Source organism: Mycobacterium sp. 48b, from assembly GCF_048282725.1.
Lineage (GTDB): Bacteria > Actinomycetota > Actinomycetes > Mycobacteriales > Mycobacteriaceae > Mycobacterium.
In genome coordinates this window covers 3,680,700-3,705,797 of the sequence record NZ_JBLVUL010000001.1, presented here as the reverse complement: position 1 = coordinate 3,705,797, position 25,098 = coordinate 3,680,700, and the positions used below count along the sequence as shown (strand labels likewise).

Sequence of the window (25,098 nt, the reverse complement as noted above, 5' to 3'; positions counted from 1 at the left end):
TGCCCCTTGAGCTGGGAGGATTGGTGTTCTCTACGCATCAATCAGGCCAGTTAAGAAAGGCACTTCCAGTGCAAGTGTCCCACGGGTTCGCTGCGTCGTCGGCGGTCTTCGATGAGGATCATCTCGTGTCGTGCGCCGGACTGGTGCCGGTGATGACACTGGCTGAGCAGACCGGCCTGCCGAATCTGTTGGCTGACAAGATCTTCATCCCCGCGCCGAAGATCAAATCCGGGTCAGCGAATCCGGCACCGAAGCTGGCCACGGTGATCGCCGGGATGTGCGCCGGCGCCGACAGCATTGATGACCTCAACATCGTCCGGGCCGGGGGCATGAAAACACTCTTCGGCGATGTGTACGCACCATCAACCATCGGAACCCTGTTGCGGGAGTTCACCTTCGGACACGCACGCCAACTCGAATCAGTCCTGCGCGAACACTTGGCCGCCCTCTGCCGGCGCGTTGAGTTGCTACCCGGATCCGACAGCGGTGTGTTCATCGACATCGACTCCCTGCTACGACCGGTCTACGGCCATGCCAAACAAGGCGCCTCCTACGGACACACCAAAATCGCTGGCAAGCAGGTCCTGCGCAAAGGACTCTCGCCGTTGGCGACCACGATCAGCACCCCCGGTGCGGCGCCGGTGATCGCCGGGATGCGGCTGCGGGCCGGCAAGACCGGCTCCGGTAAAGGAGCCGGTCGAATGGTCGCCCAGGCCATCACCACGGCCCGAGCGGCCGGGGTCACCGGCCAGATCCTGGTCCGCGGCGATTCGTCCTACGGCACCCGCGCCGTCGTCGGCGCCTGCCGACGCCATGGTGCGCAATTCTCGGTGGTCATGGGCCGCAACAGCGCGATCAACCGGGCCATCAACGCCATCGACGACGCGGCGTGGACACCGGTGAAATACCCGGGCGCGGTGCGTGATCCCGACACCGGAGAGTGGATCTCTGATGCCGAAGTCGCCGAAATCAGCTACACCGCATTCGCGGCCACCACAGACCGCTTCACCGCCCGACTGGTGGTACGTCGGGTCAAAGATGCGCGCTTCCGCGACGCCCTGTTCCCGGTCTGGCGGTATCACCCGTTCTTCACCAACACCGACCTACCAACCGCCGACGCCGACATCACCCACCGTCAACACGCGATCATCGAAACTGTCTTCGCCGACCTGATCGCCGGCCCCTTGGCCCACATGCCCTCCGGGCAATTCGGCGCCAACTCCGCGTGGGTGCTCTGCGGGGCCATCGCCCACAATCTGCTGCGCGCCGCCGGTGTGCTTGCCGGTGGAGCGCACGCAGTGGCCCGGGGAGCCACCTTGCGACGCACGATCATCACCGTCCCGGCACGGCTGGCCCGACCGCAACGCCGACCCATCCTGCACCTACCCAGCCACTGGCCCTGGACCGAGCACTGGCTCACCCTGTGGCGCAACACCATCGGCTACAGCCCACCCGCTACCGCAACCGTCTAACCGTCGCCGAACAGGCCCCACCGAAGCACACAGGAAAAGCTGGGCAGACCAGCGGCTACATCCTGCCCACCCCACAAACCGCCGTCAGAATCACCGTCGAACCACACCACTCAAGTCAGTCCACGGATTGAGGCTAAGCCGGAAGCTGTTGTCGTGCCTTGTCAGTCGGACCGGGTGACGGCGGCGACACGGTGCCGCGACGCACGGCATTCGCCATCAGCGCCATCAGTTCGCCTCGTTTCGCCGGTGTGCTGCTTTTTCTTCGGCGCGGGCCTGACGCAGCGCTGTCCGTGCGGCAGCGCGGCGGGAGCTTCTGTTCGTGGGGGTCAGGTTCGTGCCGGAGGCAGCGACTTGATCAAGGATCGAGGCCAGGCGTGCGAGGTCTGATGGTCCGTGCCGATTCTCGTGGCGAGTGTCGTTCAAAGCGTTGCGGCTTCCTCTTCGTTTTGATGTGCCGTCATCTGCGTCAGGCACTTAGGAGACTGGTGTCGTCGTCGAATAGCGTCGGCGGGTCGGGTGCCAGCGCCGAGCCGAAAGTGATTCGCGCGTTTGTGTGCGTACAGACGCGCGGCCTCAGGGGCGCGTCGTTCCGCCCGCACTTCGCCTGCACCGCATTGCGGGAAGCGATAACTCGTACCAGATGCGCGACGCGCTCATCGTCAATCGCCCAGACGCACCCGGGGTGCGGAGCCTGCGACCAGTAGCCGAGTCCAAGCGCCCGACAGGCTGCGATCTCTTGCCGCGTCGTGGCGGAAATTGCCGTGACCTCGCCGAGGATCTGTTCGGAGCCCATGCCGCCATACTACTCTCCATTTTAGAGATATAGCGGTGCGCGGGAATCGATCAGCCGCCTTCGAAGAGCTCTGTCGCATACTTCGCCAACTCCGCGAAAAGCAGGCCCCAGTCCGCAGCCTTGTCGGCCGCACTGGACATGGGGTCAGCGGGTGCCAGGATCGGCTGAGTGTTGTTCAGCGACCACACCTCGCTCCACCGCCATAGAGCGGGGGACCACACATGCACACACGCCGCCGCGTCCTGCTCGTTCACGTGCAGCGACCAGCGGAACCGGAGTTCTCCGTGGTGTGTCAGTTTTGTGAGGTCAACAGGCCGCCCCTCCCGGACATCAATCTCGTGTGCGCAGATCTCTGGAGGCAGGATCATCCGAGCTCCCCTGACGGTTCAACCAACCAGCCGTGAACGTCATCGACCCCGGCGGATCGATCGACCGTGATTGCCCGGCTGGCATGGATGCGCCCACTAGACACGTGTATCCCGATACCCGTGCTGACGCCTTCACGAATGCGGCGAGCGGTGAAGTACCGGGCCGTGCGCTGGTGCACCACCCATCCGTGCTGAACAGCGACGCGGATCAGCTTCGCGGCGATTTCGTTGTCCACCTCCGCGTTACGCTCGGGCGGCGCAGAGGAACCTGCGGTTTCGATGGGGGTGATTGTCGCCATGGCCCCGGTGCACCGCCTATCTGTCGCTGCCTCACGCTTCCAGCCGTTCCGGAACACGTGTTCGAATTATTGCAAGGAAACGTAATCGGCATAGACGACACGCCGTTTCCGGTTTCTGCGTTTAAGACCGGCATTTCCTCCCTTTCAACGTAGCGTCGCAGGCGCGTTTCAGGCATCTCCCACCCTTGCCCGAGGCGCTGTCAAAACCACCGGCCAGGAGAGTTTGCGCGATGAGCCCAGACACCAGCACCCCACAGGTCGACACTGTGACGTTGACCAGGATGGTGTCACTCGGTGCGCATCTGATGCCACTGAAGGCACAGCTAAAGAGACCGACACAGACAGGTTGGCCGTTCGCGCCCGCCTACACCGTGGACCAGATCGCAGAGCACATGCACCGCGGCGGAAACGTCGGTGTGAACCTGTCGCTGAGCCGGATGATCTGCTTGGACGCCGAGAACACCCACGCCACGATTGCCGTGCAAAATGCGGGGCTACGTGTCACCGTCATTCCGGCAAAAGCGCAGATGAATCAACCCCACAACAAGAAGTGGGGCGGGTCGCACACCTGGCTGCGCGTCCCCGACGGCATGGACGCCGCGACCCTGCCTGCCGACGCCATGGGGATTTCGCTGCCTGGCGGTGGCCTGATCGATGTGCTGGCCGGAACCCGCTATGCCGTCGCACCCGGATCGAAGCTTGCCGAGGCTCCGCAATACTCCTACGCCGCCGCACAAGGCGGCCCGCTGGACCACAGCGCCTATGGCGCCGACCCTGCGTTGAATCTCGATGTGGCTCCTGCGTGGCTGTTCGATCGCAGCGTGCCCGTTCCGGCAGGACTGGAACCGCTGCACGGATGCCTGGCGCCGCGGCCGCAGACCGTTTATGACCGTGTAACTGCCGATGCCCGTTCGATCGAGCTCACTGATGCTGTCGACGCGGTCTCCTGGGAGACCTGGATCGCCGGGGATCACCGCATCACCCTGGTCGGGCAGGTCGACGGCTGCGGGTGCGACATCGCGCACTGGGCAGGGTCTGACAACGAGAAATCCATGACGCTGCACGACCGCTGCGAAGTCGGCAACGGCGCACACGTGTGGAGCGCAACGATGATCGCCCAGCTCGGCTTGCCCGGCGACCACGTCTCGCGGCTGGAGCTTGCGGCCAAGCTGCGCGGGTGCAGTGTCGTCGAAGCCGGCCGCGCGCACGGGATCTCGATCGGAGGCAGTTCCGAGTCGCTGGCGCCAGTACTCCCCGAACACTACGAACAACAGGCTGCCGACGCGGAACGTAGCGGTGCGCATACCCGCGCCAAGCTGCTCCGGCAAGCCGCCGAGGGCCTGCGCGAAGCGCTGGCACGTGACGGCGTCGTGCGCGAGAACAGTGACGAGATGTATACCTCGTCACCGATCGCCGGCGGCGCGCCCACTCCACCGGTGATCGAAGTGACTCGGCCGCCGGAGGCGGCTGTCCACGCCGAGACGGCCCCCTCGCTGACCGATGGCGCTACAGCGCTAAGCCCCCGGCCGGCACCTCCCCCGATGCCTGCCTCTGTGCCACAGCCGAAACCGCGTAAGGTGCGGCGCTTTCCGGAAATCAGCGACGTCGCCGACATGCCGATACCTGGCGACGATGAGATCTACGAGTACCCGTTCCCCCGCACGCCCGAGCACGTTCCAGCGGTGCACAGCACCCGCACACAGTGGGCCGAGATGCTCCCCCCAATCGCCAACCGCAAAACGCACGAGACAATTGAGCACGAGTGGATCTTCACCGCGACCCCAGGGTTATCTCAGGTCGCCGCGGCTGCCGATGCACGCGGGGTTGGCCGGTGGGGAATGCTGGGCGCGCTGCTGCCGCGAGTGGCGGCCAATGTCCCGCCGACTGTGCGGTTGATCCCCGCCGACGGGTCGATCCCCGCCGAGACCGGACCCACTGGAGCGGGGACCTCGATCAACCTTTACAGCGTGCTGGTCGGCCCCCCTGCCTCGGGCAAGTCGGTGACGCTGACAGCCTCCGACACGCTGGTCCCAGGGGTGATGATGGTCCCGGTCGGCACCGGTGAAGGGATCTTGAAGCTGTTCCCCCGCGCCGGCGGCGAATCGGTGGAGGCAGCCGAGGACCGATCGGCAGACGGAGAAGCTCCGCATATCGGCAGCGTCGGCGAGGAGCGCGCCTGCGACTCAGTGCTGCTGTCTTCTGACGAGATCGACGTGTTCGTTGCTGAGATGGGGCGCCAGGGCACCAAGGCCACCGGCCTCTACCGCCAGATGTGGATGGGTGGGGATGTCGGAAACATCACCTCCGACCGGGAACGCCACTCGATGGTTACCGCGCACACCTACCGATTCGGGATCCGCCTGGGCGCCCAGCCCGAAGCGGTCTCACCTCTGTTCAGTGAATCCGATCGCGGCACCCCGCAACGCTTTTTGTGGCTGGGCGCTCAACGGATGCCGATGCGTGGCGGGTACTACCCCGAGAGGCTGCAGATCGCCCCGGTCTACTGGTACGGCGGTGCGCCGTCAATGCTTCCGCAGACCGGCGGTCCTCGCCCCCCGGTATGGGTGAAGCCGCCCCCGGCGGCCAAAGAGTTCATGGACGATGAACTGTGGCGCAGCGCTACTGCCAACCCGATGAGTCCCTCGGGAGGTTATGTCGCCGCTGAGGCTGTAGCGGACCGTGCCAGCGCGATCGCTGACCGGCACGCACTGCTACAGCAGCTCAAGGTCTGTGTGGTGTTGGCGGTGCTGGACGGATTAGCCCAGCCGCAGGATGTGCACTGGTACGCCGCCGAGGCGGTCATGGAGGTGCGCAGGAGAGTCATCAAAGAGCTTGTCGCCGTGGCAGATGCGGTGCGCGACGAGCAGGCCCGCAAGAGAGGCAAGGAACAAGGGATCATGCGTCGACACGCTGATGCGGCCTACGAGACCGAGTCGCGGACCCGTGGCGCTGAAGCCAACGCTGCGGTGATGAATGCTGCATTCGCGTTGACCCGGCAGCGCATTCCACTGACGATCGATGCACTTGCCGCTGAAATGGAGCACACCCCGCTGGGCAATCCGGACTTTGTAGGCGAGGCGGTTCGGTCAATGGTGTCGGCCGGTCAGATGGCTCCGACCGACGACGGTAGAACGTATGTGCTCACGTTGCGCACCGAGCCGGGGGACAACACGGTAACCCCGCTTCGTCCGGCCCCGCCGATCTCCTCGATCGGATAGACGAATTTCTCTAAAATAGAGATACGATGAACGGGTGAACACTTCAGGATCCGTTGACCGCTTCGAGCGCCGCGTGACATTGCACCGGTTCATCGGCGCCAAGGACGCAGAGGCGGCCCGCCGCGCTTCCACCTATGGTGTGCGCCTGTGCACTGGACCAATTCACGGGCTGGACGCTGTCATCGAAGACGCGGGCCTTGCCGGCACACGGGCCGCGATCTACCGACATCACGGCGAACAGCCGCTGTGGTGGGTGTCGACGGATATCGTCGCAACCATCATCGCTGCGGATGAACGCAGTGCCACCGAAGCCGCGTACCTGTTGGTTTCTGTGAACGCTACAGACGCTGACGGGGACGTTTTCCGCTACGAGGTTCAGGTTCTCGGCGATACGGCCTCCCATTCCCAGCGTGCCGCTGCCTGAGCAGGTGTCCAGGGGAAGTCTGCACGACTGCCTGACGCATGGAGGATGAATGAATGGATTCACGCGGGTCCTGCACGCAGCCGAACGAGTACGAACACCAACAACAAGGAGAAATTGAAGTGTCGAAGAACATTTGGGCCACTCTCGTGTTTCTGTCGGTCGCTCTCACCTTCGCTGGCTCCAGCGTGCTGATCGGTGCCCACCTGGCGGCTCCATCGAGTCCGCCGCCGCCGGTCGGCGTCTACATCGCAGCATTCGCAAGCTCGCTGATGCTTGCAGCGCTGATCGTCGCCGCCCGGCGCTCACCAGAACGCAAGTTGAAGACTCAAGTCGACAACGCAGCGCAGCGGAAACTGGCCGAACGATAGACCGGCGAATCGTATCGGCAAAGGTATCCGCTGTCAGAGCCCACGGACACTCGAATAACCGGAAAGAGAGGAAGGCTTGATGATTGGCGAAATGACGATCGCCCTAGGAATAGCGCTGATACTGGTGGGTGCACTGAACTTGCAAGCGGGCCTGTCCGGCCGTGCGCTCAGCCTCCGCGGCGGGGTCATCGTTGGAGTTCTGACGATGTGCATCGGTGCGATCAATATCGTGTTTGGCATCGGTGGTCAAGGTCTCCACGGTGCCTGGCTCGGCGTTACGGGGGCTTTGTTGGCGTGCCAGCTATGGGTGGTGACCTCGGATGTACGCAAGTCAAACCGAACGAACGGACTGCGCGGATAAGTGTCCACAGAAGGTACGCGAGACAAGGAGATTCCCTTGAAGCAACCTCCGCTCACGCGAGTGCACGCGTTGGCGATCATGGATCCGCGCCATGACCTGTTGGTGGTTGACGGAGACAATCGGTTGACCGCTACGTCATCGTCGACGTTCCTCGGCGGCGCCAGCGGCCGTATCGTTCTCACGCGCGGAGACCTGCTCGATCACGGCGTGGCGCTGGCCGGCGATGGGCGCCGGTTCGCGGCGGGGAGTGGCCTGATCGTGGACCAGCTCCTCGATGCCATCAACGACGTCCGGTGAAGGTACGAAATAGCAGAGCCGGCAAGGAGACTGAGCACATCATGGAAACGGAGAATGCGGTTCCACTTGGTGGGCCGAGTTTGCGACGTACCACCAGCCGACCCTGACCGTCGGCGAGCACCACGCTCGAGGCGGACTGAGTATCAACTTCCGACGCGACCTCATCGCGCATGACGTCGCCGACGTAGCGGGGGCATTCGCCCAGCTTCCGGAGAACTGGAAGGTTGTGGGCGAAATTCAGGAAGTAGACCCCAATTTCCATGTCGTTCGAGTGGCTCCGACGGAAACCCCGCGGGCCGTCCGGTAACAATAACGGTGAGCATCCGACATGCCACGCCACTCCTTAACACGTTCATCTGCGATCGTCACTCGTGGGGTTCCGGGATCTGTGCGGCCGCAACGGGAGCCGGCGGTGGTGTGGCAGTCGATGGCGGCGGCATCGTCATCTGGGACGCTGCGACATCCTCGTCACCAAGGCAGGTAGCTGCGAGCTCGATCGCCACCAGTTCCCGGTATTCCGGGTATGGATCGTTCAGCCGGCCCGTGTATTGCCCCGCTGCGCTCAATGAGGCCGCGGTAAGCCGGTACCGGCTTAGGTCTACACCAGCGGTGTTGAGCGCCTGCACCTGCTGCAGTGGGGCATCAGCTGATTCGTCGTCCTCATGCAAATCCGCGGCATGGTAGGCGGCCACGAACGTGTCCCAGTCCCCCAGGCCAGCTAGCCGATACAGGAACCAAACGTGGGCGACCAACGTGCTGGTGCCGGGAGGAACGGGGTCGATGAGCGTCTGGGCGTCAGCGCGCTCCAGTGAGCCATCCTCCGCGATCGGAAGCGGCGCCAGCACCGGGCCCGCCTCGGGTGTCTGAGACATCTCACCCTCGACCGGGTCCGGTGGCGTTGTCACGTCCTGCGTATCCACCCGCATCGGTGGGATCGGAAGGCACTTGATCTTCGAATCGGCACCGGATTCGGCCAGCTCCGCCCCCGAGAGCTTGTCGCTTCCGCCCGGCTCGAACAGATCGGCCGTCTTCGTGAGCACTACCCCTGAAATCGCAACCGGAGCGGCAGCTGGAGAGGACACAGCAGCCACCAACACCAGCCCACCCATCACCGCACCCACAACCGTTGCCAGCCCGACGGCCAGCATCGCCAGCCGTCGGTATCGCAAACAGGCGTCACGCAACGCGCTGAGGGGTTGTCGGGTGTCCAGTGCCCGTCGCGCCAACGCGCGCAACGCAGGGGCGGTGATCATGATGCGCCACTTCCCGACAGGCCTGCCCCGGGCCCAGCGGCGGGAGGAAGTCCGGGGGCGGGTGCAGGTCCAGCTGCGTGGGTGTCCGCGGGGCTGGGTTTGTCGCGGCGCGGCGCGCTGGAATCCGGGAGCACCCCGTGCTGCCACGGGTTGGTACGCACCAACGTCGAGGCCCCCGCGATCACCAGTGCGACCATCGACATCTGCACCGTGGTCTGGATCGACACGTACACAGCCGGATCGGTCCACGGCAGCGCCGCGATGCGCACTGCGAACAGATTTCGGTCATAGTAGGCGGTGGCAAATCCGGACAGCACCAGCCACGACGAACCACCCGGTACCGCCGCTGCCACCACCACGATCACCAGCAGTTGGCCCAGCAACGCGTAAACCGCGGTGCGTGCCAGCATCGAGGGGGTGTTCACCTGCGCCACCGTAACGACGCGCCGCGCTCGTGGAAGGCAGTGGCGCGTGCCTAACGTTGCGCGCCATGAGGCTCAAGACCGCCCTTCTGATCCCCGCCGCTGTATCCATCGCCCTGTCAGCGGCGGTCACCGTGGCTGTCGCCGACCCCGGCAGCGAACTTCCCGAATCCGAGACCACTGACGTGCGCGTGACCCCCGCGACCGTTACCGTCACCGCTACCGTCGCTCCCGGCCAATGCGCCCCGGTGGCCGGCGGGCCACCGAACATCGCAGTGACCGATACCGCCGCGGAGCCGCAGCTTTCCGAGGGCCAAGTCGCGCCGAGCACGGCCACCGTGTCAGCCGACGGGGAGGCAGGACCCTCCGGTGCGTCCACCAGCCGCTTCGACCCCTACACCTGCGCCCCTGTCCCCGCAGCGGCCACGTCCAGCGCGACACCGGCGGCCCCCGCGCGGACGGACGCCGAAATACCCACCTACACCGCGCCGCTGGCCCCCTACCCGGGTTCCAACGGCAGCGGAGTCTCCGGTGGAGCCGATGCCGAAGCGACCTCGACGCAGGGTCCTTTAAGCGAGCCCACCACGTCCTCGACGCTGCCCGCAGCACCGGCACCGCGATGACCGCGCTATCCCCGAAGCTGCAGCAAGCCATCGACTCAGCGGTGCATGCGGATGAGGCATGGACTCAGGCGACGTTCCCCAGCGTTGAGGCGGTAGGGATCGGGGTCGATGACCCCGACGATCCGCACGTCGCGGTCGCCGTGCACGGCGGATGCATCACCTACATCGGGATCAGTGACCCGATGCTGCATGTCGACCTTGAAGTTCTCCAAGACGTTCTCAACGCCGCCATCTTCACGGCGTTTAGCAGCTGGACGGCTCAGGCGAGCGGCAAGGCCCCGAGACTTATGCAGGACTGAGACAGATCGCGGATCGGAAAGAGGAGTCCAAACACCGTGGCGTACACCTGGAGCCTGTCTCTGTACCCAACACACGAGCACCCCGACCGCGGAGCATTCATCGCCGGAACCAGCGACACACTCGACGGCGCCCGTGATCACCTCGTCCATGCCCTGGTCGCTCATACCTCGATCCCTGACCAGGAGACGGTGCGTGTCGCTGTGCAGACCTGCAGCGACTGGACCGACTTCGACGAATACGCGATCACCTGTCGGATCGAAGAGAACTGAGCCACACCAGGAAAGATGCTGTTGTGTCCCGGCTGCCAACATCAGTCCGGGCGGTGAATCCGTCTACGGTGCGGCACTTCTCGGCGTTTCACGTGGCGGGTGCGAGAGCTGTGGCGCGGCCTGCTCTTGTCGGCGCTGCGCGCTACGTTCCTGACCGGAGCGGGGACCGTCGCCCGCACCAGATAAGGAGACGCCGCCAATGTGCCGCACCGCCAAGCGCCGCTGCCCCCACAATCCACAACGGGACCGAGAACGTCGGGCCGCGATGAAGACTTACCGTGCCGACTTGGCTTCCGCAGCAGCGCAGTTCGCAGGTCCTGGTGTGCTCTCGGTCATCGCTGCCGCACCCGCCTCCGCGCTGGCACCGATCGCCACCGATCTGGGGCTGGATCCCGCCACGGTATCCTCAGTGTCCCCGTCGACGCACGTCACCCACGACATCTCCGGAACACTGCGCGGACTGGCCGGCGCCAAAGCAGCCGACGCCGGTCACGTTCCTTCCGAACACACCCTTCAGCGGGCCGCCATCCTGAACTACGAGCACTCCCGAGGGTACGAACCGCTGCACCCGCTGTTTGTCGGCGTGATCGCACCTCCTCGCGAGCTGGACGATCTGCGGACCAGCTACGCCAAGGTGCACGAGCACACCGCCAGTGACGGTCTCGGCGTCGGCAACGCTCCCCTGACCGTCTCCGAACTCGGTACTATCGAGGCTGACCGGGCGAGGCGACGTCAAGAGATCGCCGACCTGTTCGTCGCCGAGACACGGCAAGACCGCGCCGACGCCGGTGACAGCCAACAATGGTCGGAATGGCTTGCCGCCGAGCAGAACTCGATCACCACCGCCGAGACAGTGTCAAATACCGCGCCCACCCGGAAGAAAAGCACGGGGCGACAAACTGCTCCACAGATCAGTTTCCACACCGCCGACGGCTTTGAGGAGAACATCGACCCCGCGACCGCCACCCACATAGCCGCCGCGTACACGCGACTGTCCGGGAACGACGTCGATATCCGATTCTTCGCCACCCACTCCGACGCGGTCCTGGCTCATGGCGTGCACATCGGACGGTGCGACACCCCGGCTGAGGCGATCGGCGAGGTGAACTGGAAGGCCTATCTGACGCGGGCCGACGGCGACGAACGGAAAGCCCGCGAGGCTGTGGCTACCGACATCGAGACTGTGTTCTCCAGCTCTGATGTTGCAGCGTTCGCGACCCGCGCGTCGCACCGCAGGGCATTGAAAGTCTCCGAGGCCGTCGAAACCGCGGCGCGACGCTGGGAAGAAGACACCGACGCGGCGTGGAAAGTCTTCCCGTCGAGCGGTCCGATCCGGCACCAGGTCATTCTCGACGGACTGTTGCGTCCCCGGCATCTGATTGGCGACGACCCGTTCGACCTGTACGACGGTGTCGCTACCTATTCCTCCGGAGGGGTCTATCTGCCGGAGTCGAACGTGGTCGAGGCGATGGTGACCCACGTGAAAATGCTGCACCAACACCACGATCTCCGTATGCAGGCAGTGGCCGACGCGATCATCGATCGTGCCCGCGCCGCACGTGATCTTCCCACCGGCAGCTTCGCTGAGCGCATCGAGCGGCAGTGGCAGCTCGTGGAACTGGCGGACGCAGCCGAGCTGCTGACCGAGGGTTCGGACTACATCGAGGACGTGACACTGTTGACTGCGAACGATCCGAATCAGATGGAGTTGTTCGCACTGGCCGCCGCTGCATAGTCGAAACCCGTGCGGGCCAGCCACGTTGAACACGCTCTGCTCGGGAGTTGCAGCGGCACGCAGAATTTCTCCTGTGTGGGTGTCCAGGTCCAGGTACCAGACCGGCCCGCCGCCACGACTTGCACGGAGCCAACCAGACCCGCCGCCGCGCACGGTGCACACCCGGCACTACGGACGGCGCTACAGACGGAACTACCAGGCGTGATCCGGGCTGCGCCACGGGCGCCGATCCAGGGTTCCGGTGTATCCCGACCGCGCCGCAGACAGTCAGTGGCGTCGCTAGAACGCAGCATCTTTCCCGTTGCACCCCGACGGGAAAGGCCCAAGGCGATGATCACTCACGACGAATTCCGCGCCCTGTGCGCGCAGTATCAGGACCGTCCAGAGACGCGCGGCGCCTTCATCGACTACGTGCGCGGACAGTACGTCTCGCACCGAGACTTGCACTGCGCAGCAGGCGCCGTGAAGACGGCGATGCCCACTCCAGAATCTGTTGCCGACATGGACGCTGTCATCGGCTACGTCGGCCAGCATTGGAAGGCGTTCGACTGAGCGCGGCAGCGCTCCTGACGGACACCGACGGGTATCCGGTCCCTGCAGCTTCGTCGCGAGTGACCGTTAACCCATCGCTGCATCGAGCTGCCCTGACGCGCCGCAGCGGGCCCAAGCGCCGCGACCACAGCAGCATGGCCACCATGACCAATTACCGAGTGGCATACGTGCTCAGCGGCGGGGAGCCCGTGGCGGTTTTCCTCGACTCCGCTGCGGATTGCAACCCCGGCAACCTTATGACCTACATGCGAGTGGGCGAGCACGACGAGGGTTCGATCGAGTGGGTGCGCGAGCAGCCGCCGGCCGTCGAGTACCAGTACCGCGACCTGCACGCCTATCTCGCCCGCCGCTACGCCGATCCGTCACAAGGTGAGTCGCTGGAGCTGGTGATCGACCAGACAGGTCTGCCCCGGTAAACGCAGAGGCATGCCGGCGCACCACAACCCGCTCCAGCGGAGCGCGCCGCTGGATCCCCCTTCTCCGGGCAACACCTACCGTCACCGCTCATGAAGCTCACCCGCATTTTCGCCAGCGCTGCCGCCCTCGTTGGCGCCGTCGCGGTGTTCACCGCGTCAGCGGCTCAGGCTGACCCGACCGACTCTGATTCCCAGGTCTTGGGCGGGGTCATCGCCGCACAGGAACCGTTCTCAGTCATCTCGGTCGCAGACCTCCCTCTGCCGGCCGCCGGCTGGCAGCCGGTACTGGGTCATGACCGCACCAGCGGCGTACTGCCTGGCCTAGCGTCCTGCTCTGTCGACGGGATCCCCGCTGAAACCGATCTCGATCACCGCGCAGCGGCGACCAGCCCAGTGTTCGTCGCTGAGCTGCGACCCAGCAACCCAGAGGGAACCGAAGGGTGGGCCGGCACGGTCTCCGGTGCCGGCTATAACGGCATCAACGCCTCCAGCTACGCGCTGGCTTCCTATCGCCGCTACCTGGACACCTGCCGCACCGCGCCCGACCAGACCACCGACTACCACAACGCCGCGGTGGGCACCTCGGTGCTGGACCCGACGCAGGCACACGCACTCCTCGAGACCACTGACAGATGGGTGGAAGTGTTCGCCGTGGCCACGAACGATGGCCTGCTGGAAGCGACGTTCACCCGTCCCAAGGACGGCCCAGTTTCGTTCGGATACAACGCCGCAGCGGTGTTCGGCGCGCTCAAGATGGCCGATCTTGGCGCTCTGGCACGCCGAGGGTAAGGGTCTCGATTGTGGCCGCTGTATGGCATCGCTGGCAGGTAAGTTGCGACGAACTCGACACCGAGGGTCGCCCCTTCTCCACGACCGTCCTCACTGTGAAGAAGGACGAGAACGAGGCTCGGAAAAACACAGGCTGGGGGCCTCGCGCGATGAGGTCCGACGTCCGTGTCGTGTACCGGGGTGAATGGGAACAGTCCAAGTGAGGAGGAAGCGATGACATCGTGGAAGCCGAACGACTTTCGCGACCGCAGCTTCTCCGTTGGCGATTTGGTCGAGCTGCGAGATCAAGCGGAGAAGGGATTCTGGATCGTCTACCGGGTCCGCTGTGTCTGCGCAGATGGCGCCCTACAGCTGGACAACGTGTCGGCCAATGACGGTCTGACAGTAGCCGCCGAGGACATCCACGCAGCGGTGTTCGCTGCTCGACCCGGCGCTTCGTCCACCGCACGAACACCGGTGCATCACTGCGTCCAGCCAGGAACGACCGTGGTGGGTATGCCGAGTTCCGTCCAGAGCGCAACGATCTCCGGGTTGTCATCGATGCAGTGAACGATGCGGAAACCGTGATCGCGCGTGAGTATTCGATGGATGTCGCGCTTGACCTCCACGTCAGCGCGGAAGTCGTTGTCGCCACGCATGAATGGGCCCGCGTAAGGCACCGGCATGTGCCGGTCGAGCCACGTGCGGGTGGATTGCTCCCAGCGGTACATGCGAGCCGTGACTACGACTATGCGGTGTCCGGCATGGTGATGTTATCTGGGGTCAGATTCTGATGTTTACTGTTGTTCCCGCTGAGGCGATCTGATCTAGTCGGGCCTGATCGGAAACAGGTTAGGCTGTTGGTGTTTCCGGTTAGGGGTTGGTTGGTGCGTTCTGGTTGACGCGACGATTCAGGAGCCCATCATTCCGCGGCCGCCCATCATCGGGCCCATCATGGCGGGCATGCCGTCGGTGACGAAGCCGGTGACTTCGTGTGCGTGGGCGCGGATGGTGTTGGTGAGCTCGGGGTCGGAGGAGGTCTCGGTGGCGATAACTCCGTTAGGTGTCAGTGTGATTCGCCGCTGGTAGTCGGTTGCATGGCGGAACAGGGTGGGCAGGCTTTGACTCATGCAGCTCACTTCGGCGCCTTGGTCGAGATGCTGATACATCGAGGAGACGTGGGCGTGCAGTTGCGCGACGAGATCGGGGGCGTCGGATTCGGTGGTGGTACGGATGCCTCCGGGGATGTTTTCCACGGTGCGGCGCAGTTCGGTGTGGCGGGCGAACATGGTCATGTAGCGATCCATGTCGGTGCCGGAGACTCCGCCCATCATGCCGGGACCGTTGGCGTTCCCGGTGGGCATGCGAATACTGTTGGTGCGCAACAGGTATCCCAGTGCGGCGATCGCCCCTGCCCCACTGAGTAGGGCAAGTGCGGCGCGTCTGGTGAATTCGGTCATGTGCGGCTGCTTTCGTGATGGTGTCCCGCTCGGACCCCTTGGCTGCAGGGCAGGTCAGGTGGCAGGGGTTTTGTGGGCGACGACGCGTTCGACGAGGCCGAGTGTGAACCGCTCACGATGGTCGATCGCGAGGTCGGTCGCGGCCCGCAGGTGCTCTAGGGGGCGACGTAGGAAGTGTTCGCCGCCGAGGGGAATGGTGAATAGTTCGAGGCCCCGCTGCACGGCTCGGACTGGGGCGGTGCTGCTGCGGATGTGGTCGACGAGGATGAGTTTTCCGCCGGGGCGCAGGACTCGGGTCATTTCGGTGAGGGCTTGGGTGTGGTCGGGGATGGCGCAGAGCCCGAAGGTGCAGACGACGGTGTCGAAGCTGGCATCGTCGAACGGCAGGTGATGCGCGTCGGCTTGTTGCAGGGTGGCGGGGTGACCGAGGTCGGCGGCGCGTTGGCGGGCGATGTCGAGCATCTGCTGGCTCCAGTCGATCCCGGTCAGGGTGACGTTCTCGGGGTAGAAGGCAAGGTTGAGTCCGGTGCCGATCGCGACCTCCAGGACGTCGCCGGTGGCTTGGCTGCAGACCCATTGGCGGGAGTCGCCGAACAGGTGGCGGTCGAAGAACCCGATCTCACGGTCATAGGTGCGAGATTTCTTGTCCCAGTACCGGTTCCAGCGGGCGGTGCGATCATCGGTGGGCATGGTTCACCTCGCGTCGGCGGTCAGACGGTCAGGCGGCGTCCGATGTAGGGAACGAACCGGCCGACAGCCCCACAGTAGTCCCGGTAGGCCTGGCCGTGGATGGTGTTGAGGTAGGGCTCTTCGACCACTCGTACCTGCAGTTCGATCGTGGCCCACAAGACGGCGAAGGCGGCCAGGGCAAGCGGGTTTGGGGTGATCAGGGTGATGCCGGCGGCGAAGATCAGCATGGCGGTGAAGATGGGGTTGCGTACCAGCGCGAACACGCCGTGGCGCACCAATGTGGTTGTTTCGCTGGGGTCCACTCCGATGCGCCACGATGGGCCCATGTCGCGTTGGGCGTGGACGGTGGCGGCGATCCCGGCGACGGCCAGCACTATGCCGGTGGTCTGGATCCACGGCGCATCAAGCACGGCCATCGGGGTGAGGATGTCGAGCAGTTGCAGCAGGGGCGCGGCCGCCCCGGCGAGGATGGCGGCGATGAATCCGACACCGGCCAACCATTGCAGCGACCCGGGCCGACCGTGGATGCCGCGGAATCCGGTGGATCCGGTGTGGCGGTATTGGGTCCAACTGCGCCAGCCGAACCCTAAGACGGCAAAGATCACGTAGAAGATGAGCGCGGTGGCGGGCATGGGTGAAACCTCCTGGCCGGGACTGGGATAGGTGCCGATGTGGAGATGGGCGTTAAAGCCGATGGACGTGGGACGGCGCGGTTAGTTCTCGGCGAGCGCTTGATCAAGGGCCTTGGCGAGGTCTTCATAGCTGTGCGGTTGGATGCGGGTGCCGTTGAGGAAAAACGTCGGCGTGCCCTGCACCCCCAAGGCCCGGCCGTCGGCCATGTCGAGCCGGATGCGCTCCAGCGTGGCGGGATCGGCGTAGGCCGCGTCGAAAGCGGCCATATCCAGGCCGAGTTCTGCTGCGAATCCACGGAATACGTCATCGGCCGGGGTTTGCTTTTCACCCCACTGAGCCTGGGTGTCATACATTTTGCGATACACCGCCTCCAGCTGGCCCTGCTGGGCGGCGGCTTCCACGGCCCGGGCGGCCCGCTCGGCGTTGACGTGCGCTGGCAGCGGGAAGTGGCGGATCACGAAATTCACCCGGTCCCCGTATTCAGCCCGCAACTTTTCGATCTCCGGGTAAACCGCGCGGCAACCCTCACATTCGAAGTCGAGAAACTCCACGAACGTCACCTTGCTCTCAGGCACCGAGTTGAGCCGGTGACTGTTCTCCCGCACCACCTGCCCGATCTCGCTGGTATCGGACTGCGCTGGGGCGGTCGAGTCACGGTCGCGCACCGACAGGTAGACCAGCGCACCGATCGCCATCGCGGCGATGACGAACGCGGTGAGCAACATGCGGCTGGCGCGCGCCATTCAGATACCTCTTTCGTGGGATCGGCGGCTATATCGCATGGCATCGATGTTGGCGAGGTTGACCGATCAATAGCATTGGACGCTATCATCGTTATGTGGCGATGAAAAGTGGTTCGGTCGATCCCGCGGTGTGCGGGAATGTGGATGCGGCGACGGCGTTGTTTCACAGCCTCTCGGATGCGACCCGGTTGGCGATCCTGCGCCGCCTGGCGGGTGGTGAGGCCCGGGTGGTGGATCTGACGGGCGAGTTGGGGTTGGCGCAGTCGACGGTGTCGGCGCATCTGGCCTGCCTGCGTGACTGCGGGTTGGTGGATTTCCGGCCGCAGGGCCGCGCCTCGGTGTATCGGCTGGCCCGCCCGGAGCTGCTGGAGATGTTGCGCGCGGCCGAGGCGGTGCTGGAGGCCACCGGCAACGCGGTGGCGTTGTGCCCCAACTACGGCCTCCCCGATCAGCGGAAGAAGGTTGCTCGATGAGTGAGGCGTGTGGCTGCGGCAGCGACGAACGTAGCGACGACGAGCACGAACCCGAACGGCTCTGGGAGATCACCGAACTGCGCGCCGCCGCGGTGGCGGGTGTGGTGCTGCTGGCCGGGTATGTGGTCGGCGGGGCCGGCGGGCCCCGCCCGGTCGAAATCGGGTTGTATGCGCTGGCGTTGGCGATCGGGGCCTACACGTTCGTGCCCTCGACGCTGCGCCGGCTGACCCAAGGCAAGATCGGGGTCGGCACGCTGATGACGATCGCCGCGGTCGGCGCAGTGATCCTCGGCGAGGTCGGCGAGGCCGCCATGCTGGCGTTCCTGTTCTCCATCAGCGAAGGTCTCGAAGAATACTCGCTGGCCCGCACCCGCCGCGGCCTGCGCGCCCTGTTGTCGCTGGTGCCCGATGAGGCCACCGTCCTGCGCGACGGCGCCGAAACCATCATCCCGCCAAGCGAATTGCGGGTGGGTGACCGGATGCTGGTCAAACCCGGTGAACGCGTCGCCACCGACGGGGTCATCGTCTCAGGCCGTACCGCGCTGGATGTTTCGGCGATCACCGGCGAATCCGTGCCGGTGGAGGCCGGGCCCGGTGATGAGGTGTTCGCCGGGTCGATCAACGGCACCGGGGTGCTCGAGGTCGAGGTCACCAGCAGCGCCGCCGACAACTCGCTGGCCCGCATTGTGGCCATCGTGGAGGCCGAGCAGTCCCGCAAGGGCGAAGCCCAGCGCCTGGCCGACCGCATCGCCAAACCCCTGGTCCCGACGATCATGATCGCCGGCGTCCTCATCGCGGCCATCGGCAGCGTGTTGGGTGATCCGCTGGTGTGGATCGAACGCGCCCTGGTGGTGCTGGTGGCGGCCTCCCCATGCGCGCTGGCGATCTCGGTGCCGGTCACCGTGGTCGCCGCGATCGGCGCGGCCAGCAAGCTCGGCGTCCTGGTCAAGGGCGGCGCGGCGCTGGAAGCCCTGGGCGCGGTCCGCACCGTGGCGCTGGATAAGACCGGCACATTGACTGCCAACAAGCCCACCGTCATCGACGTCGCCACCACCAACGGCGCCACCCGCGAGCATGTGCTGGAGGTCGCGGCGGCGTTGGAGGCCCGCAGCGAACACCCCCTGGCTGCAGCGATCCTCGCCGCCGCCGAGGGCCCGGTCCGACCCGCCGAGGAGGTGGAGGCGGTCACCGGCGCCGGCCTCACCGGGTATCGCGACGGCCGCCGGTTGCGGCTCGGTCGGCCCGGCTGGCTCGATCCCGGCCCGCTGGCCGAACAGGTCGCCAAGATGCAGGCCGCCGGGGCGACCGCGGTGCTGGTCGAAGACAACGGTCAGGTCATTGGGGCGGTCGCGGTGCGTGACGAACTACGGCCCGAAGCCGCCCGGGTCGTCGAGGCGTTACGCCGTGGGGGTTATCAGGTGGCGATGCTGACCGGTGACAACCAAGCGACCGCGACCGCCCTGGCCAAGCAGGTGGGGATCGATACGGTGCATGCTGATCTGCGGCCCGAAGACAAGGCCGCGCTGATTAGTCAACTGCGCCAACATTCCTCGACGGCCATGGTCGGTGACGGCGTCAACGACGCCCCCGCCCTGGCCACCGCAGACCTCGGCATCGCCATGGGCGCAATGGGCACCGACGTGGCGATCGAAACCGCCGACGTCGCCCTCATGGGTGAAGACCTGCGCCACCTCACCCAAGCCTTCGCCCACGCCCGCCGTGCCCGGCGCATCATGCTGCAAAACGTCGGCCTCTCACTGGGCCTGATCACGGTACTCATTCCGCTCGCCCTCACCGGGATGCTGGGGTTGGCCGCGGTCGTCGCCGTGCACGAACTCGCCGAAATCGTCGTCATCGCCAACGGGGTCCGCGCCGGACGCACCAAACCCCTCCGGGGCGCCATCATCGAAACCGGAACCGACTCCCACCGGCTGGCACACACCCGCACCCAGGAAACCACGACAGCCAGTTGAACTCGGGGCGCAACAGGATCACGTCACAGCCAAGAGGGGTCGGCCGAGCAACGGGGTGAAACCCCGGATCGATCAGGTCAACGGTGTCGCACTCCGCAGCGCCGCCAGCACGCGATCCCTGGTCGGAAGGTCCAATCGGCATGCATCAGCTGCCAACTCAGTGCCCGGCTTCATGATATCCACACCATCAACGAGCACCGTCGGCGATGGATATGCACCGACCCTTTCCACCACCACATCGTCAGCGATACCCACCTCAGACAGACACTCGGCGAGCAAGCGCCGAGCCGCCGCCGCATTCGGACACCCCGGGCTCGTGAGAAGCTCCACACGCATACATCCAGCTTCGCTCAACCCGCGCGAGTTCTGCACGCCTCCAGGCGGGGCCAACTGACACCGCCCAGGCGGAGCCAATTTAGGTTGACATAGGCACGGTGCACGAAATCGTCGTCATCGCCAACGGTGTGCGCGCCGGACGCACCACACCACTGGCCGCTGGTGCCACGACCGAAGCGCCGACGGCGGCTGCAACGCACACATAGGCCCACCACCAGTGGTGGCGCTGCTGGCTGACGCTGGCCTGACCGCTCAGCGGGCGCTATGCGCGAAGCCAGTCCCATGCGGGTTCGAGTTGATCGCGTGGAAACGTCTTCAGTTGACCGCGGATGAGCAGTGCCGCGGGTATTTTGACGCACCATTCTTCCCATTTCGGGGCGCCCAGCATGGCGATCTTGTCGAAGTGACGTCGATGTTTGAGGTCGAAGATCGTGTTGGCCCAGGCCGCGGGAAGGGTCCAGCCTTCAAAGGATTCGTCGATCAGGATCAGCACCCGCAACGTGGTGTACTGCTCCAGAAGGGAGTCGATTCGTGGGCCGAGCACGTCGCGGTAGGTTTGCCGGTTCAGCTTGCCGCTGAACCGGATTCCGACGACATTGCCGGTGCTGCAGGACAGGAACTCGATCACAGCATGCCCCTCCTGGGGAAGTGTCAGTGCGCGCGTGGGCCGTACATGATCACGGCGACGCCGGCCAGGCAGACCAGGGCGCCGATGATGTCCCAGCGGTCGGGTCGAAACCCGTCCAGCGCCATGCCCCAGGCCAGTGAGCCGGCGACGAACACGCCGCCGTAGGCGGCCAGGATCCGGCCGAAATGCGCATCCGGCTGCAGGGTGGCGACAAACCCGTAGATTCCGAGTGCGATGACGCCGAGCCCGGCCCATAGCCAGCCGCGTTGCTCGCGCACACCTTGCCAGATCAGCCACGCGCCTCCGATTTCGGCGACCGCGGCCAACACGAACAACAGGATTGAACGGATCACCATGGTGATGACCCTAGGAGACCTGGCCGGGCACTGGGGCCGCTGCCGGCTGTGATCGTCGGCACCGGCAACTGGTGTTCGTGTTCGGACGAGTGCACTGGCAGGTGTCGGCTCCGCGTCGGCGGTAGGCGCGGATCTGTGACACGACCACCCCGACGACTCCGACGGCGATGAGCGCGAATCCGAGTGGCTCTAGCCACCGGGAACCGACGAGCAGCATGCCACCGCCGGCGATGCCGGCCGCGGCCAGCAGTGGCACGACCACACAGCAGCCCACACATGCCAGCGCCCCGACGCCGATCGATGCCCACCACGCCTTGCGGGCGCGGTCGTCAGCAGCAGCCACCGGTGCCGCCTTTCGTCTCGTTGTCGGGTTCTGCGGTGAATGGTAGTGGGCAGCAGGGGCTTTCGGCGCAGGCGAGGAGGTCGTCACAGCCCGCGGCGAGCGCAGCACGCAGCGTGTCGCGCACGGCGGTAAGTTCGGCGAGCTTCTGGTCGACCTCGGCCAGTTTGGTGGCCGCCCGGGTGTGTAGTCCGGCCTCGGAGCGGCTACCGAGTCGGGTGGCGGCCAACAGGTCGGCGACTTCGTCGAGGGTGAAGCCCAACCGTTGCGCGGCCTTGATCACCCGCATCATGGTCACGGTTTCCGGTGGGTATAGGCGGTGTCCACCCAGTGATCGCTGCGGCTGGCGCAGCAGGCCGCGTCGCTCGTAGTAGCGCAGCGTCTCGGTGTTGACCCCGGCTGCGGCCGCGACCTGCCCGCTGCGCAATCCGCTGTCGCTCACCGCGTCTGCCCCGTCGTCATGTCACCGATCCGCTGTGCGAGGGCGTCGAGCACGTCGGTGTGCGACGGGGGAACGCCGATGCTTATCACCACATCCGAACCGGCCGTGTCGAAGTCGAAGCGGAAAAACGAGCAGCAGCCGACTTCGCGTGCCGCCAGGTCGCGGGCAGCGGCCTCGGCGTCGGCGGCCAGCACAAGATCCAACCGTGTGGCACTCACCCGTACCGACCGCAGCACCGATTGACCGAATAGCCCGTCGAACTCGGCCACCCGCAACGGCCGATCAACCGTGGGTAACGAGCACGAATCGGGCACCCAACCCGTAGTTTCCTCGCTGGCCATACGTCGACGATAAACCCGTACCTAGGTACGGAATGCAACCCTCAATCGGTGGCGAACGGCAGCGGGGTGGCCCTCAACCGTCTCGGCGGTCGGATTGTGTTGACTGGCCGGCGGGTGGTGCGGCCGCGGTGGACAAGTTGGCGGCCAGGGCCTGGACGCGCGTGGTGATGTCGTCGCGGATGATTCGCATGCGGTCGATGCCGTCGATGCCGCGCAGGGAGGGTTCGTCGGTGTCCCACCGTTGGATGGTGGTGCCGGGATGGTCCTCGAGTTGGGCTTGGGTGCCGACGATGACGACCAGATCGGCCTCGTCGAGCATCTGCTCGGTGAGTTGGGTGGGCTGATGGTCGCTGATGTCGACGCCGACTTCGGCCAATGCCTGCACCGATTGTTGGTTGACTGCACCCTTGGCGTGGGTGCCCGCCGAGGTCACGCGGATGTGCGGGCCGGCGATCTGCCGCATGAGCCCGGCGGCCATCACCGACTTGCCGGCGTTACTGACGCAGACGAACAACACGGATCTGTCGGCCATATCGGTGTTTTCCTTGGGTTTTCGCGATTAGCGGGTGATGGGCACGTTCAGATCGGTCAGGAGTCGGTGGATGCGTTCTTCGATGTCGTCGCGGATCGGGCGGACCGCGTCGAGGCCTTGGCCGGCGGGGTCGGGGAGTTCCCAGTTTTCGTAGCGTTTTCCGGGGAAGATGGGGCAGGCGTCGCCGCAGCCCATGGTGATGACGACGTCGGCGGCTTGCACGATTTCGTCGGTCCAGGGTTTGGGGTATTCGCCGGTGATGTCGATCCCGACTTCGTGCATGGCCTCGATGGCGGCGGGGTTGATCTCGTTGCCGGGTTCTGACCCTCCGGACCAGGCGATCGCGTTGTCGCCGGCCAGGTGGGTGAAGAAGCCGAGGGCCATCTGGGAGCGGCCGGCGTTGTGGGTGCATAGGAACAGGACGGTCGGTTTGCCGTCGCTGATCTTGCCTTCCACCCGGGCCAGGGCGTGGAGGCGCTGGCGGGCGAACCGTTCGGCCAGCAGCGGCAGGAAGTTGGGAATGGTGGCGCGGCCGGCGAACTGGTCGTAGGACGAGCAGAGGAACCGTTCGATGGTTTCGGTGCCGAAGGTGCCGTCGAACTCGCCGTGCAGACGGCTCGCCGCGGTTTTCAGGGCGAGTTGTTGGTCGATGGAGAGGTCGTGGCGCAGTTGGTGGGTGACGGGGCTGTCAGTCATCGGCTGGTTCCGTTCTCGTCGTCGAGCCGGTGGGCAGGTGTTGGGAGGTGTGGTGGCTGAACCGATTACGTAGCGCCAGCGAGACGTAGACCAATCCGACCAGGACCGGGACTTCGATGAGCGGGCCGACGACCCCGGCCAGCGCTTGGCCGGAGGTGGCGCCGTAGGTGGCGATCGCCACGGCGATGGCCAGTTCGAAGTTGTTGCCGGCGGCGGTGAACGCCAGGGTGGTGGTGCGCTCATAACCCAGATCCAACAGCGTGCCGAGCAGGTAGCCCCCGCCCCACATGACGGCGAAGTACGCCAACAGAGGTAGGGCGATGCGGGCGACGTCCCAGGGTTGGTGGGTGATCTGATCGCCTTGCAGGGCAAAGAGAATCACGATGGTGAACAGCAGACCGTAGAGGGCCCATGGGCCGATCGTCGGTAGGAACTTGGCCTCATACCAGTCGCGGCCCTTGGTTTTCTCGCCGATGCGGCGGGACAGGTAGCCGGCCAATAGCGGGATGCCGAGGAAGATGAGTACGGATTTGGCGATCTGCCACGGTGAGGTGTCGATGGTGGTTTGTTCCAGGCCGAGCCAGCCGGGCAACACCGACAAGTAGAACCAGCCCAGCACGGCGAACATGATGACTTGGAAGATCGAGTTGAGCGCGACGAGGACGGCGGCGGCTTCGCGGTCTCCGCAGGCCAGGTCGTTCCAGATGATGACCATGGCGATGCAGCGGGCCAGTCCGACGATGATCAGGCCGGTGCGGTATTCGGGCAGGTCGGGCAGTAGCAGCCAGGCGAGTGCGAACATCAGCGCGGGTCCGAGCACCCAGTTCAGGACCAGTGAGGAGAGCAGGAGTTTGCGGTCGCCGGTGACGGTGTCGAGGCGGTCGTAGCGGACTTTCGCCAGCACCGGATACATCATGATCAACAGGCCCAGGGCGATCGGCAGCGAAATCCCGTCGATCTGAACCTTTTCCAGAGCGGTGTTCAGGCCGGGGATCCAGCGGCCCAGCAGCAGCCCTGCGACCATGGCCGCGCCGATCCATAAGGGCAGGAACCGGTCGAGGGTGGAGAGCTTGCCGACGACCGCTGGAGGGGATGTGGTGGTGTCGGTCATGCCGATACTCCCGCCACGGTGTGGGCGGTGGTCGCGCCGAGGAGCACGGCCAGGCTGGCCAGCGCTTCGGGCACCACGGCGTAATACACCCACGACGCCCGGCGCTGCGAGGTCAGCAATCCAGCGTCCCGCAGCACTTTGAGGTGATGGCTGATGGTCGGCTGGGAGACTTCCAGCCCGGGTGAGATGTCACAGACGCAGGCCTCGCTGCCGGCGTGGCTGGCGATCGCCGAGAACAGCTGCAGCCGCACCGGATCGGCCAGCGCCTTGAGCTTGACCGCCATATCCGCCGCCACCGCCGCCGATATGGGTTCGTGCAGCAGGGCGCCCGGAGGGCAACACACTTGATCGGCCAACATCTCCCGGGACTTCGACATACATCGATATTGACAGCTATCGAATCAGA

33 protein-coding genes and 1 pseudogene are annotated in these 25,098 nt (G+C 65.3%); 16 read left to right on the top strand and 18 right to left on the bottom strand.

What is annotated here, in order from left to right; genetic code table 11:
* Positions 1-68 precede the first annotated feature (68 nt).
* Positions 69-1,472, top strand: coding sequence for an IS1380 family transposase (locus ACNQR1_RS18010; RefSeq protein WP_011768002.1), 1,404 nt, complete (start codon positions 69-71; stop codon positions 1,470-1,472).
* Between the two features lie 466 nt (positions 1,473-1,938).
* Here ACNQR1_RS18010 and ACNQR1_RS18005 read toward each other — a convergent pair whose 3' ends face one another.
* Both ACNQR1_RS18005 and ACNQR1_RS18000 read right to left on the bottom strand, forming a co-directional pair.
* The gene (locus ACNQR1_RS18005; protein ID WP_047036690.1) at positions 1,939-2,265 is read right to left on the bottom strand and encodes a hypothetical protein; all 327 of its coding nucleotides are present in this window, start codon (positions 2,263-2,265) and stop codon (positions 1,939-1,941) included.
* Positions 2,266-2,315: 50 nt separating this feature from the next.
* Positions 2,316-2,633, bottom strand: a complete 318-nt coding sequence (locus tag ACNQR1_RS18000) for a hypothetical protein (protein ID WP_047036692.1) — start codon at positions 2,631-2,633, stop codon at positions 2,316-2,318.
* 32 nt (positions 2,634-2,665) lie between these two features.
* Between ACNQR1_RS18000 and ACNQR1_RS17995 the strand changes: the two genes are divergently transcribed.
* The 6 genes from ACNQR1_RS17995 to ACNQR1_RS17970 all read left to right on the top strand — a co-directional run bounded on the left by ACNQR1_RS17995 (position 2,666) and on the right by ACNQR1_RS17970 (position 7,600).
* Positions 2,666-3,085: a hypothetical protein gene (locus ACNQR1_RS17995; RefSeq protein WP_131721849.1), complete on the top strand. Its 420-nt coding sequence runs from the start codon at positions 2,666-2,668 to the stop codon at positions 3,083-3,085.
* A gap of 77 nt (positions 3,086-3,162) precedes the next feature.
* On the top strand, positions 3,163-6,150 hold the full coding sequence (locus tag ACNQR1_RS17990) for a bifunctional DNA primase/polymerase (RefSeq protein ID WP_047036696.1): 2,988 nt from the start codon (positions 3,163-3,165) through the stop codon (positions 6,148-6,150).
* 34 nt (positions 6,151-6,184) lie between these two features.
* The gene (locus tag ACNQR1_RS17985) at positions 6,185-6,574 is read left to right on the top strand and encodes a hypothetical protein (RefSeq protein WP_131721850.1); all 390 of its coding nucleotides are present in this window, start codon (positions 6,185-6,187) and stop codon (positions 6,572-6,574) included.
* A 53-nt stretch (positions 6,575-6,627) separates the two neighbouring features.
* Positions 6,628-6,942, top strand: a complete 315-nt coding sequence (locus ACNQR1_RS17980; protein ID WP_131721851.1) for a hypothetical protein — start codon at positions 6,628-6,630, stop codon at positions 6,940-6,942.
* Positions 6,943-7,021: 79 nt separating this feature from the next.
* A complete protein-coding gene (locus ACNQR1_RS17975; protein ID WP_087078041.1) occupies positions 7,022-7,303 on the top strand; it encodes a hypothetical protein in 282 nt (93 codons plus the stop codon).
* Positions 7,304-7,339: 36 nt separating this feature from the next.
* Positions 7,340-7,600 (top strand): hypothetical protein, encoded by a 261-nt coding sequence (locus tag ACNQR1_RS17970; protein WP_131721852.1) that lies wholly within the window; start codon positions 7,340-7,342, stop codon positions 7,598-7,600.
* Positions 7,601-7,965: 365 nt separating this feature from the next.
* Here ACNQR1_RS17970 and ACNQR1_RS17965 read toward each other — a convergent pair whose 3' ends face one another.
* A complete protein-coding gene (locus tag ACNQR1_RS17965; protein WP_052773199.1) occupies positions 7,966-8,853 on the bottom strand; it encodes a hypothetical protein in 888 nt (295 codons plus the stop codon).
* On the bottom strand, positions 8,850-9,278 hold the full coding sequence (locus ACNQR1_RS17960; RefSeq protein ID WP_047036854.1) for a hypothetical protein: 429 nt from the start codon (positions 9,276-9,278) through the stop codon (positions 8,850-8,852). Before ACNQR1_RS17960 ends, ACNQR1_RS17965 begins: the two co-directional genes overlap by 4 nt.
* Positions 9,279-9,343: 65 nt before the next feature.
* Between ACNQR1_RS17960 and ACNQR1_RS17955 the strand changes: the two genes are divergently transcribed.
* The 7 genes from ACNQR1_RS17955 (at position 9,344) to ACNQR1_RS17925 (ending at position 13,959) form a co-directional block, all read left to right on the top strand.
* Positions 9,344-9,898, top strand: coding sequence for a hypothetical protein (locus tag ACNQR1_RS17955; RefSeq protein ID WP_232490790.1), 555 nt, complete (start codon positions 9,344-9,346; stop codon positions 9,896-9,898).
* Entirely contained in the window at positions 9,895-10,197 is a 303-nt protein-coding gene (locus ACNQR1_RS17950) for a hypothetical protein (RefSeq protein WP_047036706.1), read from the top strand. The genes ACNQR1_RS17955 and ACNQR1_RS17950 overlap by 4 nt, the downstream gene beginning before the upstream one ends.
* A gap of 36 nt (positions 10,198-10,233) precedes the next feature.
* The gene (locus ACNQR1_RS17945) at positions 10,234-10,467 is read left to right on the top strand and encodes a hypothetical protein (protein ID WP_047036707.1); all 234 of its coding nucleotides are present in this window, start codon (positions 10,234-10,236) and stop codon (positions 10,465-10,467) included.
* A 286-nt stretch (positions 10,468-10,753) separates the two neighbouring features.
* On the top strand, positions 10,754-12,202 hold the full coding sequence (locus tag ACNQR1_RS17940; RefSeq protein WP_131721853.1) for a hypothetical protein: 1,449 nt from the start codon (positions 10,754-10,756) through the stop codon (positions 12,200-12,202).
* A gap of 330 nt (positions 12,203-12,532) precedes the next feature.
* Positions 12,533-12,754 (top strand): hypothetical protein, encoded by a 222-nt coding sequence (locus ACNQR1_RS17935; RefSeq protein WP_047036708.1) that lies wholly within the window; start codon positions 12,533-12,535, stop codon positions 12,752-12,754.
* Positions 12,755-12,897: 143 nt separating this feature from the next.
* Entirely contained in the window at positions 12,898-13,170 is a 273-nt protein-coding gene (locus ACNQR1_RS17930; RefSeq protein ID WP_131721854.1) for a hypothetical protein, read from the top strand.
* Between the two features lie 90 nt (positions 13,171-13,260).
* A complete protein-coding gene (locus ACNQR1_RS17925; protein ID WP_052773202.1) occupies positions 13,261-13,959 on the top strand; it encodes a hypothetical protein in 699 nt (232 codons plus the stop codon).
* Between the two features lie 461 nt (positions 13,960-14,420).
* Here the strand turns inward: ACNQR1_RS17925 and ACNQR1_RS17920 are convergent, their stop codons facing one another.
* The 5 genes from ACNQR1_RS17920 to ACNQR1_RS17900 all read right to left on the bottom strand — a co-directional run bounded on the left by ACNQR1_RS17920 (position 14,421) and on the right by ACNQR1_RS17900 (position 17,464).
* Positions 14,421-14,669: a hypothetical protein gene (locus ACNQR1_RS17920; protein WP_052773203.1), complete on the bottom strand. Its 249-nt coding sequence runs from the start codon at positions 14,667-14,669 to the stop codon at positions 14,421-14,423.
* Positions 14,670-14,849: 180 nt separating this feature from the next.
* Positions 14,850-15,398, bottom strand: coding sequence for a hypothetical protein (locus ACNQR1_RS17915; RefSeq protein ID WP_036432564.1), 549 nt, complete (start codon positions 15,396-15,398; stop codon positions 14,850-14,852).
* Between the two features lie 54 nt (positions 15,399-15,452).
* Positions 15,453-16,088, bottom strand: a complete 636-nt coding sequence (locus ACNQR1_RS17910) for a class I SAM-dependent methyltransferase (protein WP_036432566.1) — start codon at positions 16,086-16,088, stop codon at positions 15,453-15,455.
* Between the two features lie 20 nt (positions 16,089-16,108).
* Positions 16,109-16,720, bottom strand: a complete 612-nt coding sequence (locus ACNQR1_RS17905) for a methyltransferase family protein (protein ID WP_036432568.1) — start codon at positions 16,718-16,720, stop codon at positions 16,109-16,111.
* 81 nt (positions 16,721-16,801) lie between these two features.
* Positions 16,802-17,464, bottom strand: coding sequence for a DsbA family protein (locus tag ACNQR1_RS17900; RefSeq protein ID WP_036432571.1), 663 nt, complete (start codon positions 17,462-17,464; stop codon positions 16,802-16,804).
* 101 nt (positions 17,465-17,565) lie between these two features.
* Here ACNQR1_RS17900 and ACNQR1_RS17895 point away from each other — a divergent pair, with 101 nt between their 5' ends.
* Together ACNQR1_RS17895 and ACNQR1_RS17890 are read left to right on the top strand one after the other, a co-directional pair.
* Positions 17,566-17,937 (top strand): ArsR/SmtB family transcription factor, encoded by a 372-nt coding sequence (locus ACNQR1_RS17895; protein WP_047036712.1) that lies wholly within the window; start codon positions 17,566-17,568, stop codon positions 17,935-17,937.
* A complete protein-coding gene (locus ACNQR1_RS17890; protein ID WP_036432573.1) occupies positions 17,934-19,910 on the top strand; it encodes a heavy metal translocating P-type ATPase in 1,977 nt (658 codons plus the stop codon). The genes ACNQR1_RS17895 and ACNQR1_RS17890 overlap by 4 nt, the downstream gene beginning before the upstream one ends.
* A 598-nt stretch (positions 19,911-20,508) precedes the next feature.
* Here ACNQR1_RS17890 and ACNQR1_RS17885 read toward each other — a convergent pair.
* From ACNQR1_RS17885 to ACNQR1_RS17845, 9 genes and pseudogenes are all read right to left on the bottom strand, one after another.
* Positions 20,509-20,874: an STAS/SEC14 domain-containing protein gene (locus ACNQR1_RS17885; RefSeq protein ID WP_036432576.1), complete on the bottom strand. Its 366-nt coding sequence runs from the start codon at positions 20,872-20,874 to the stop codon at positions 20,509-20,511.
* Between the two features lie 23 nt (positions 20,875-20,897).
* Positions 20,898-21,230, bottom strand: coding sequence for a YnfA family protein (locus tag ACNQR1_RS17880; RefSeq protein ID WP_036432578.1), 333 nt, complete (start codon positions 21,228-21,230; stop codon positions 20,898-20,900).
* A 10-nt stretch (positions 21,231-21,240) separates the two neighbouring features.
* The gene (locus tag ACNQR1_RS17875; RefSeq protein ID WP_036432580.1) at positions 21,241-21,573 is read right to left on the bottom strand and encodes a hypothetical protein; all 333 of its coding nucleotides are present in this window, start codon (positions 21,571-21,573) and stop codon (positions 21,241-21,243) included.
* Complete coding sequence (locus ACNQR1_RS17870; protein ID WP_036432581.1) at positions 21,560-22,012, bottom strand: MerR family transcriptional regulator; 453 nt, start codon at positions 22,010-22,012, stop codon at positions 21,560-21,562. Before ACNQR1_RS17870 ends, ACNQR1_RS17875 begins: the two co-directional genes overlap by 14 nt.
* On the bottom strand, positions 22,009-22,353 hold the full coding sequence (locus tag ACNQR1_RS17865) for a hypothetical protein (RefSeq protein WP_036432584.1): 345 nt from the start codon (positions 22,351-22,353) through the stop codon (positions 22,009-22,011). The genes ACNQR1_RS17870 and ACNQR1_RS17865 overlap by 4 nt, the downstream gene beginning before the upstream one ends.
* 73 nt (positions 22,354-22,426) lie before the next feature.
* The gene (locus ACNQR1_RS17860) at positions 22,427-22,885 is read right to left on the bottom strand and encodes a low molecular weight phosphatase family protein (RefSeq protein WP_036432587.1); all 459 of its coding nucleotides are present in this window, start codon (positions 22,883-22,885) and stop codon (positions 22,427-22,429) included.
* A gap of 27 nt (positions 22,886-22,912) precedes the next feature.
* On the bottom strand, positions 22,913-23,581 hold the full coding sequence (locus ACNQR1_RS17855) for an arsenate reductase ArsC (RefSeq protein WP_036432590.1): 669 nt from the start codon (positions 23,579-23,581) through the stop codon (positions 22,913-22,915).
* Positions 23,582-23,618: 37 nt separating this feature from the next.
* Positions 23,619-24,692 (bottom strand): annotated as a pseudogene (arsB, locus tag ACNQR1_RS17850) (ACR3 family arsenite efflux transporter); the annotation flags it as partial.
* The gene (locus ACNQR1_RS17845) at positions 24,689-25,069 is read right to left on the bottom strand and encodes an ArsR/SmtB family transcription factor (RefSeq protein WP_036432596.1); all 381 of its coding nucleotides are present in this window, start codon (positions 25,067-25,069) and stop codon (positions 24,689-24,691) included. The gene ACNQR1_RS17845 and the pseudogene arsB, both read right to left, overlap by 4 nt.
* Positions 25,070-25,098 lie beyond the last annotated feature (29 nt).

Bases quoted from the DNA above. Each gene is read 5' to 3' on its own strand.
- ACNQR1_RS18005 (WP_047036690.1), bottom strand. From the start codon at position 2,265: ATGGGCTCCGAACAGATCCTCGGCGAGGTCACGGCAATTTCCGCCACG.
- ACNQR1_RS18000 (WP_047036692.1), bottom strand. From the start codon at position 2,633: ATGATCCTGCCTCCAGAGATCTGCGCACACGAGATTGATGTCCGGGAG.
- ACNQR1_RS17990 (WP_047036696.1), top strand. From the start codon at position 3,163: ATGAGCCCAGACACCAGCACCCCACAGGTCGACACTGTGACGTTGACC.
- ACNQR1_RS17980 (WP_131721851.1), top strand. From the start codon at position 6,628: ATGGATTCACGCGGGTCCTGCACGCAGCCGAACGAGTACGAACACCAA.
- ACNQR1_RS17975 (WP_087078041.1), top strand. From the start codon at position 7,022: ATGATTGGCGAAATGACGATCGCCCTAGGAATAGCGCTGATACTGGTG.
- ACNQR1_RS17965 (WP_052773199.1), bottom strand. From the start codon at position 8,853: ATGATCACCGCCCCTGCGTTGCGCGCGTTGGCGCGACGGGCACTGGAC.
- ACNQR1_RS17955 (WP_232490790.1), top strand. From the start codon at position 9,344: ATGAGGCTCAAGACCGCCCTTCTGATCCCCGCCGCTGTATCCATCGCC.
- ACNQR1_RS17950 (WP_047036706.1), top strand. From the start codon at position 9,895: ATGACCGCGCTATCCCCGAAGCTGCAGCAAGCCATCGACTCAGCGGTG.
- ACNQR1_RS17935 (WP_047036708.1), top strand. From the start codon at position 12,533: ATGATCACTCACGACGAATTCCGCGCCCTGTGCGCGCAGTATCAGGAC.
- ACNQR1_RS17930 (WP_131721854.1), top strand. From the start codon at position 12,898: ATGACCAATTACCGAGTGGCATACGTGCTCAGCGGCGGGGAGCCCGTG.
- ACNQR1_RS17925 (WP_052773202.1), top strand. From the start codon at position 13,261: ATGAAGCTCACCCGCATTTTCGCCAGCGCTGCCGCCCTCGTTGGCGCC.
- ACNQR1_RS17920 (WP_052773203.1), bottom strand. From the start codon at position 14,669: ATGTACCGCTGGGAGCAATCCACCCGCACGTGGCTCGACCGGCACATG.
- ACNQR1_RS17915 (WP_036432564.1), bottom strand. From the start codon at position 15,398: ATGACCGAATTCACCAGACGCGCCGCACTTGCCCTACTCAGTGGGGCA.
- ACNQR1_RS17910 (WP_036432566.1), bottom strand. From the start codon at position 16,088: ATGCCCACCGATGATCGCACCGCCCGCTGGAACCGGTACTGGGACAAG.
- ACNQR1_RS17905 (WP_036432568.1), bottom strand. From the start codon at position 16,720: ATGCCCGCCACCGCGCTCATCTTCTACGTGATCTTTGCCGTCTTAGGG.
- ACNQR1_RS17900 (WP_036432571.1), bottom strand. From the start codon at position 17,464: ATGGCGCGCGCCAGCCGCATGTTGCTCACCGCGTTCGTCATCGCCGCG.
- ACNQR1_RS17895 (WP_047036712.1), top strand. From the start codon at position 17,566: ATGAAAAGTGGTTCGGTCGATCCCGCGGTGTGCGGGAATGTGGATGCG.
- ACNQR1_RS17890 (WP_036432573.1), top strand. From the start codon at position 17,934: ATGAGTGAGGCGTGTGGCTGCGGCAGCGACGAACGTAGCGACGACGAG.
- ACNQR1_RS17880 (WP_036432578.1), bottom strand. From the start codon at position 21,230: ATGGTGATCCGTTCAATCCTGTTGTTCGTGTTGGCCGCGGTCGCCGAA.
- ACNQR1_RS17865 (WP_036432584.1), bottom strand. From the start codon at position 22,353: ATGGCCAGCGAGGAAACTACGGGTTGGGTGCCCGATTCGTGCTCGTTA.
- ACNQR1_RS17860 (WP_036432587.1), bottom strand. From the start codon at position 22,885: ATGGCCGACAGATCCGTGTTGTTCGTCTGCGTCAGTAACGCCGGCAAG.
- ACNQR1_RS17855 (WP_036432590.1), bottom strand. From the start codon at position 23,581: ATGACTGACAGCCCCGTCACCCACCAACTGCGCCACGACCTCTCCATC.
- ACNQR1_RS17845 (WP_036432596.1), bottom strand. From the start codon at position 25,069: ATGTCGAAGTCCCGGGAGATGTTGGCCGATCAAGTGTGTTGCCCTCCG.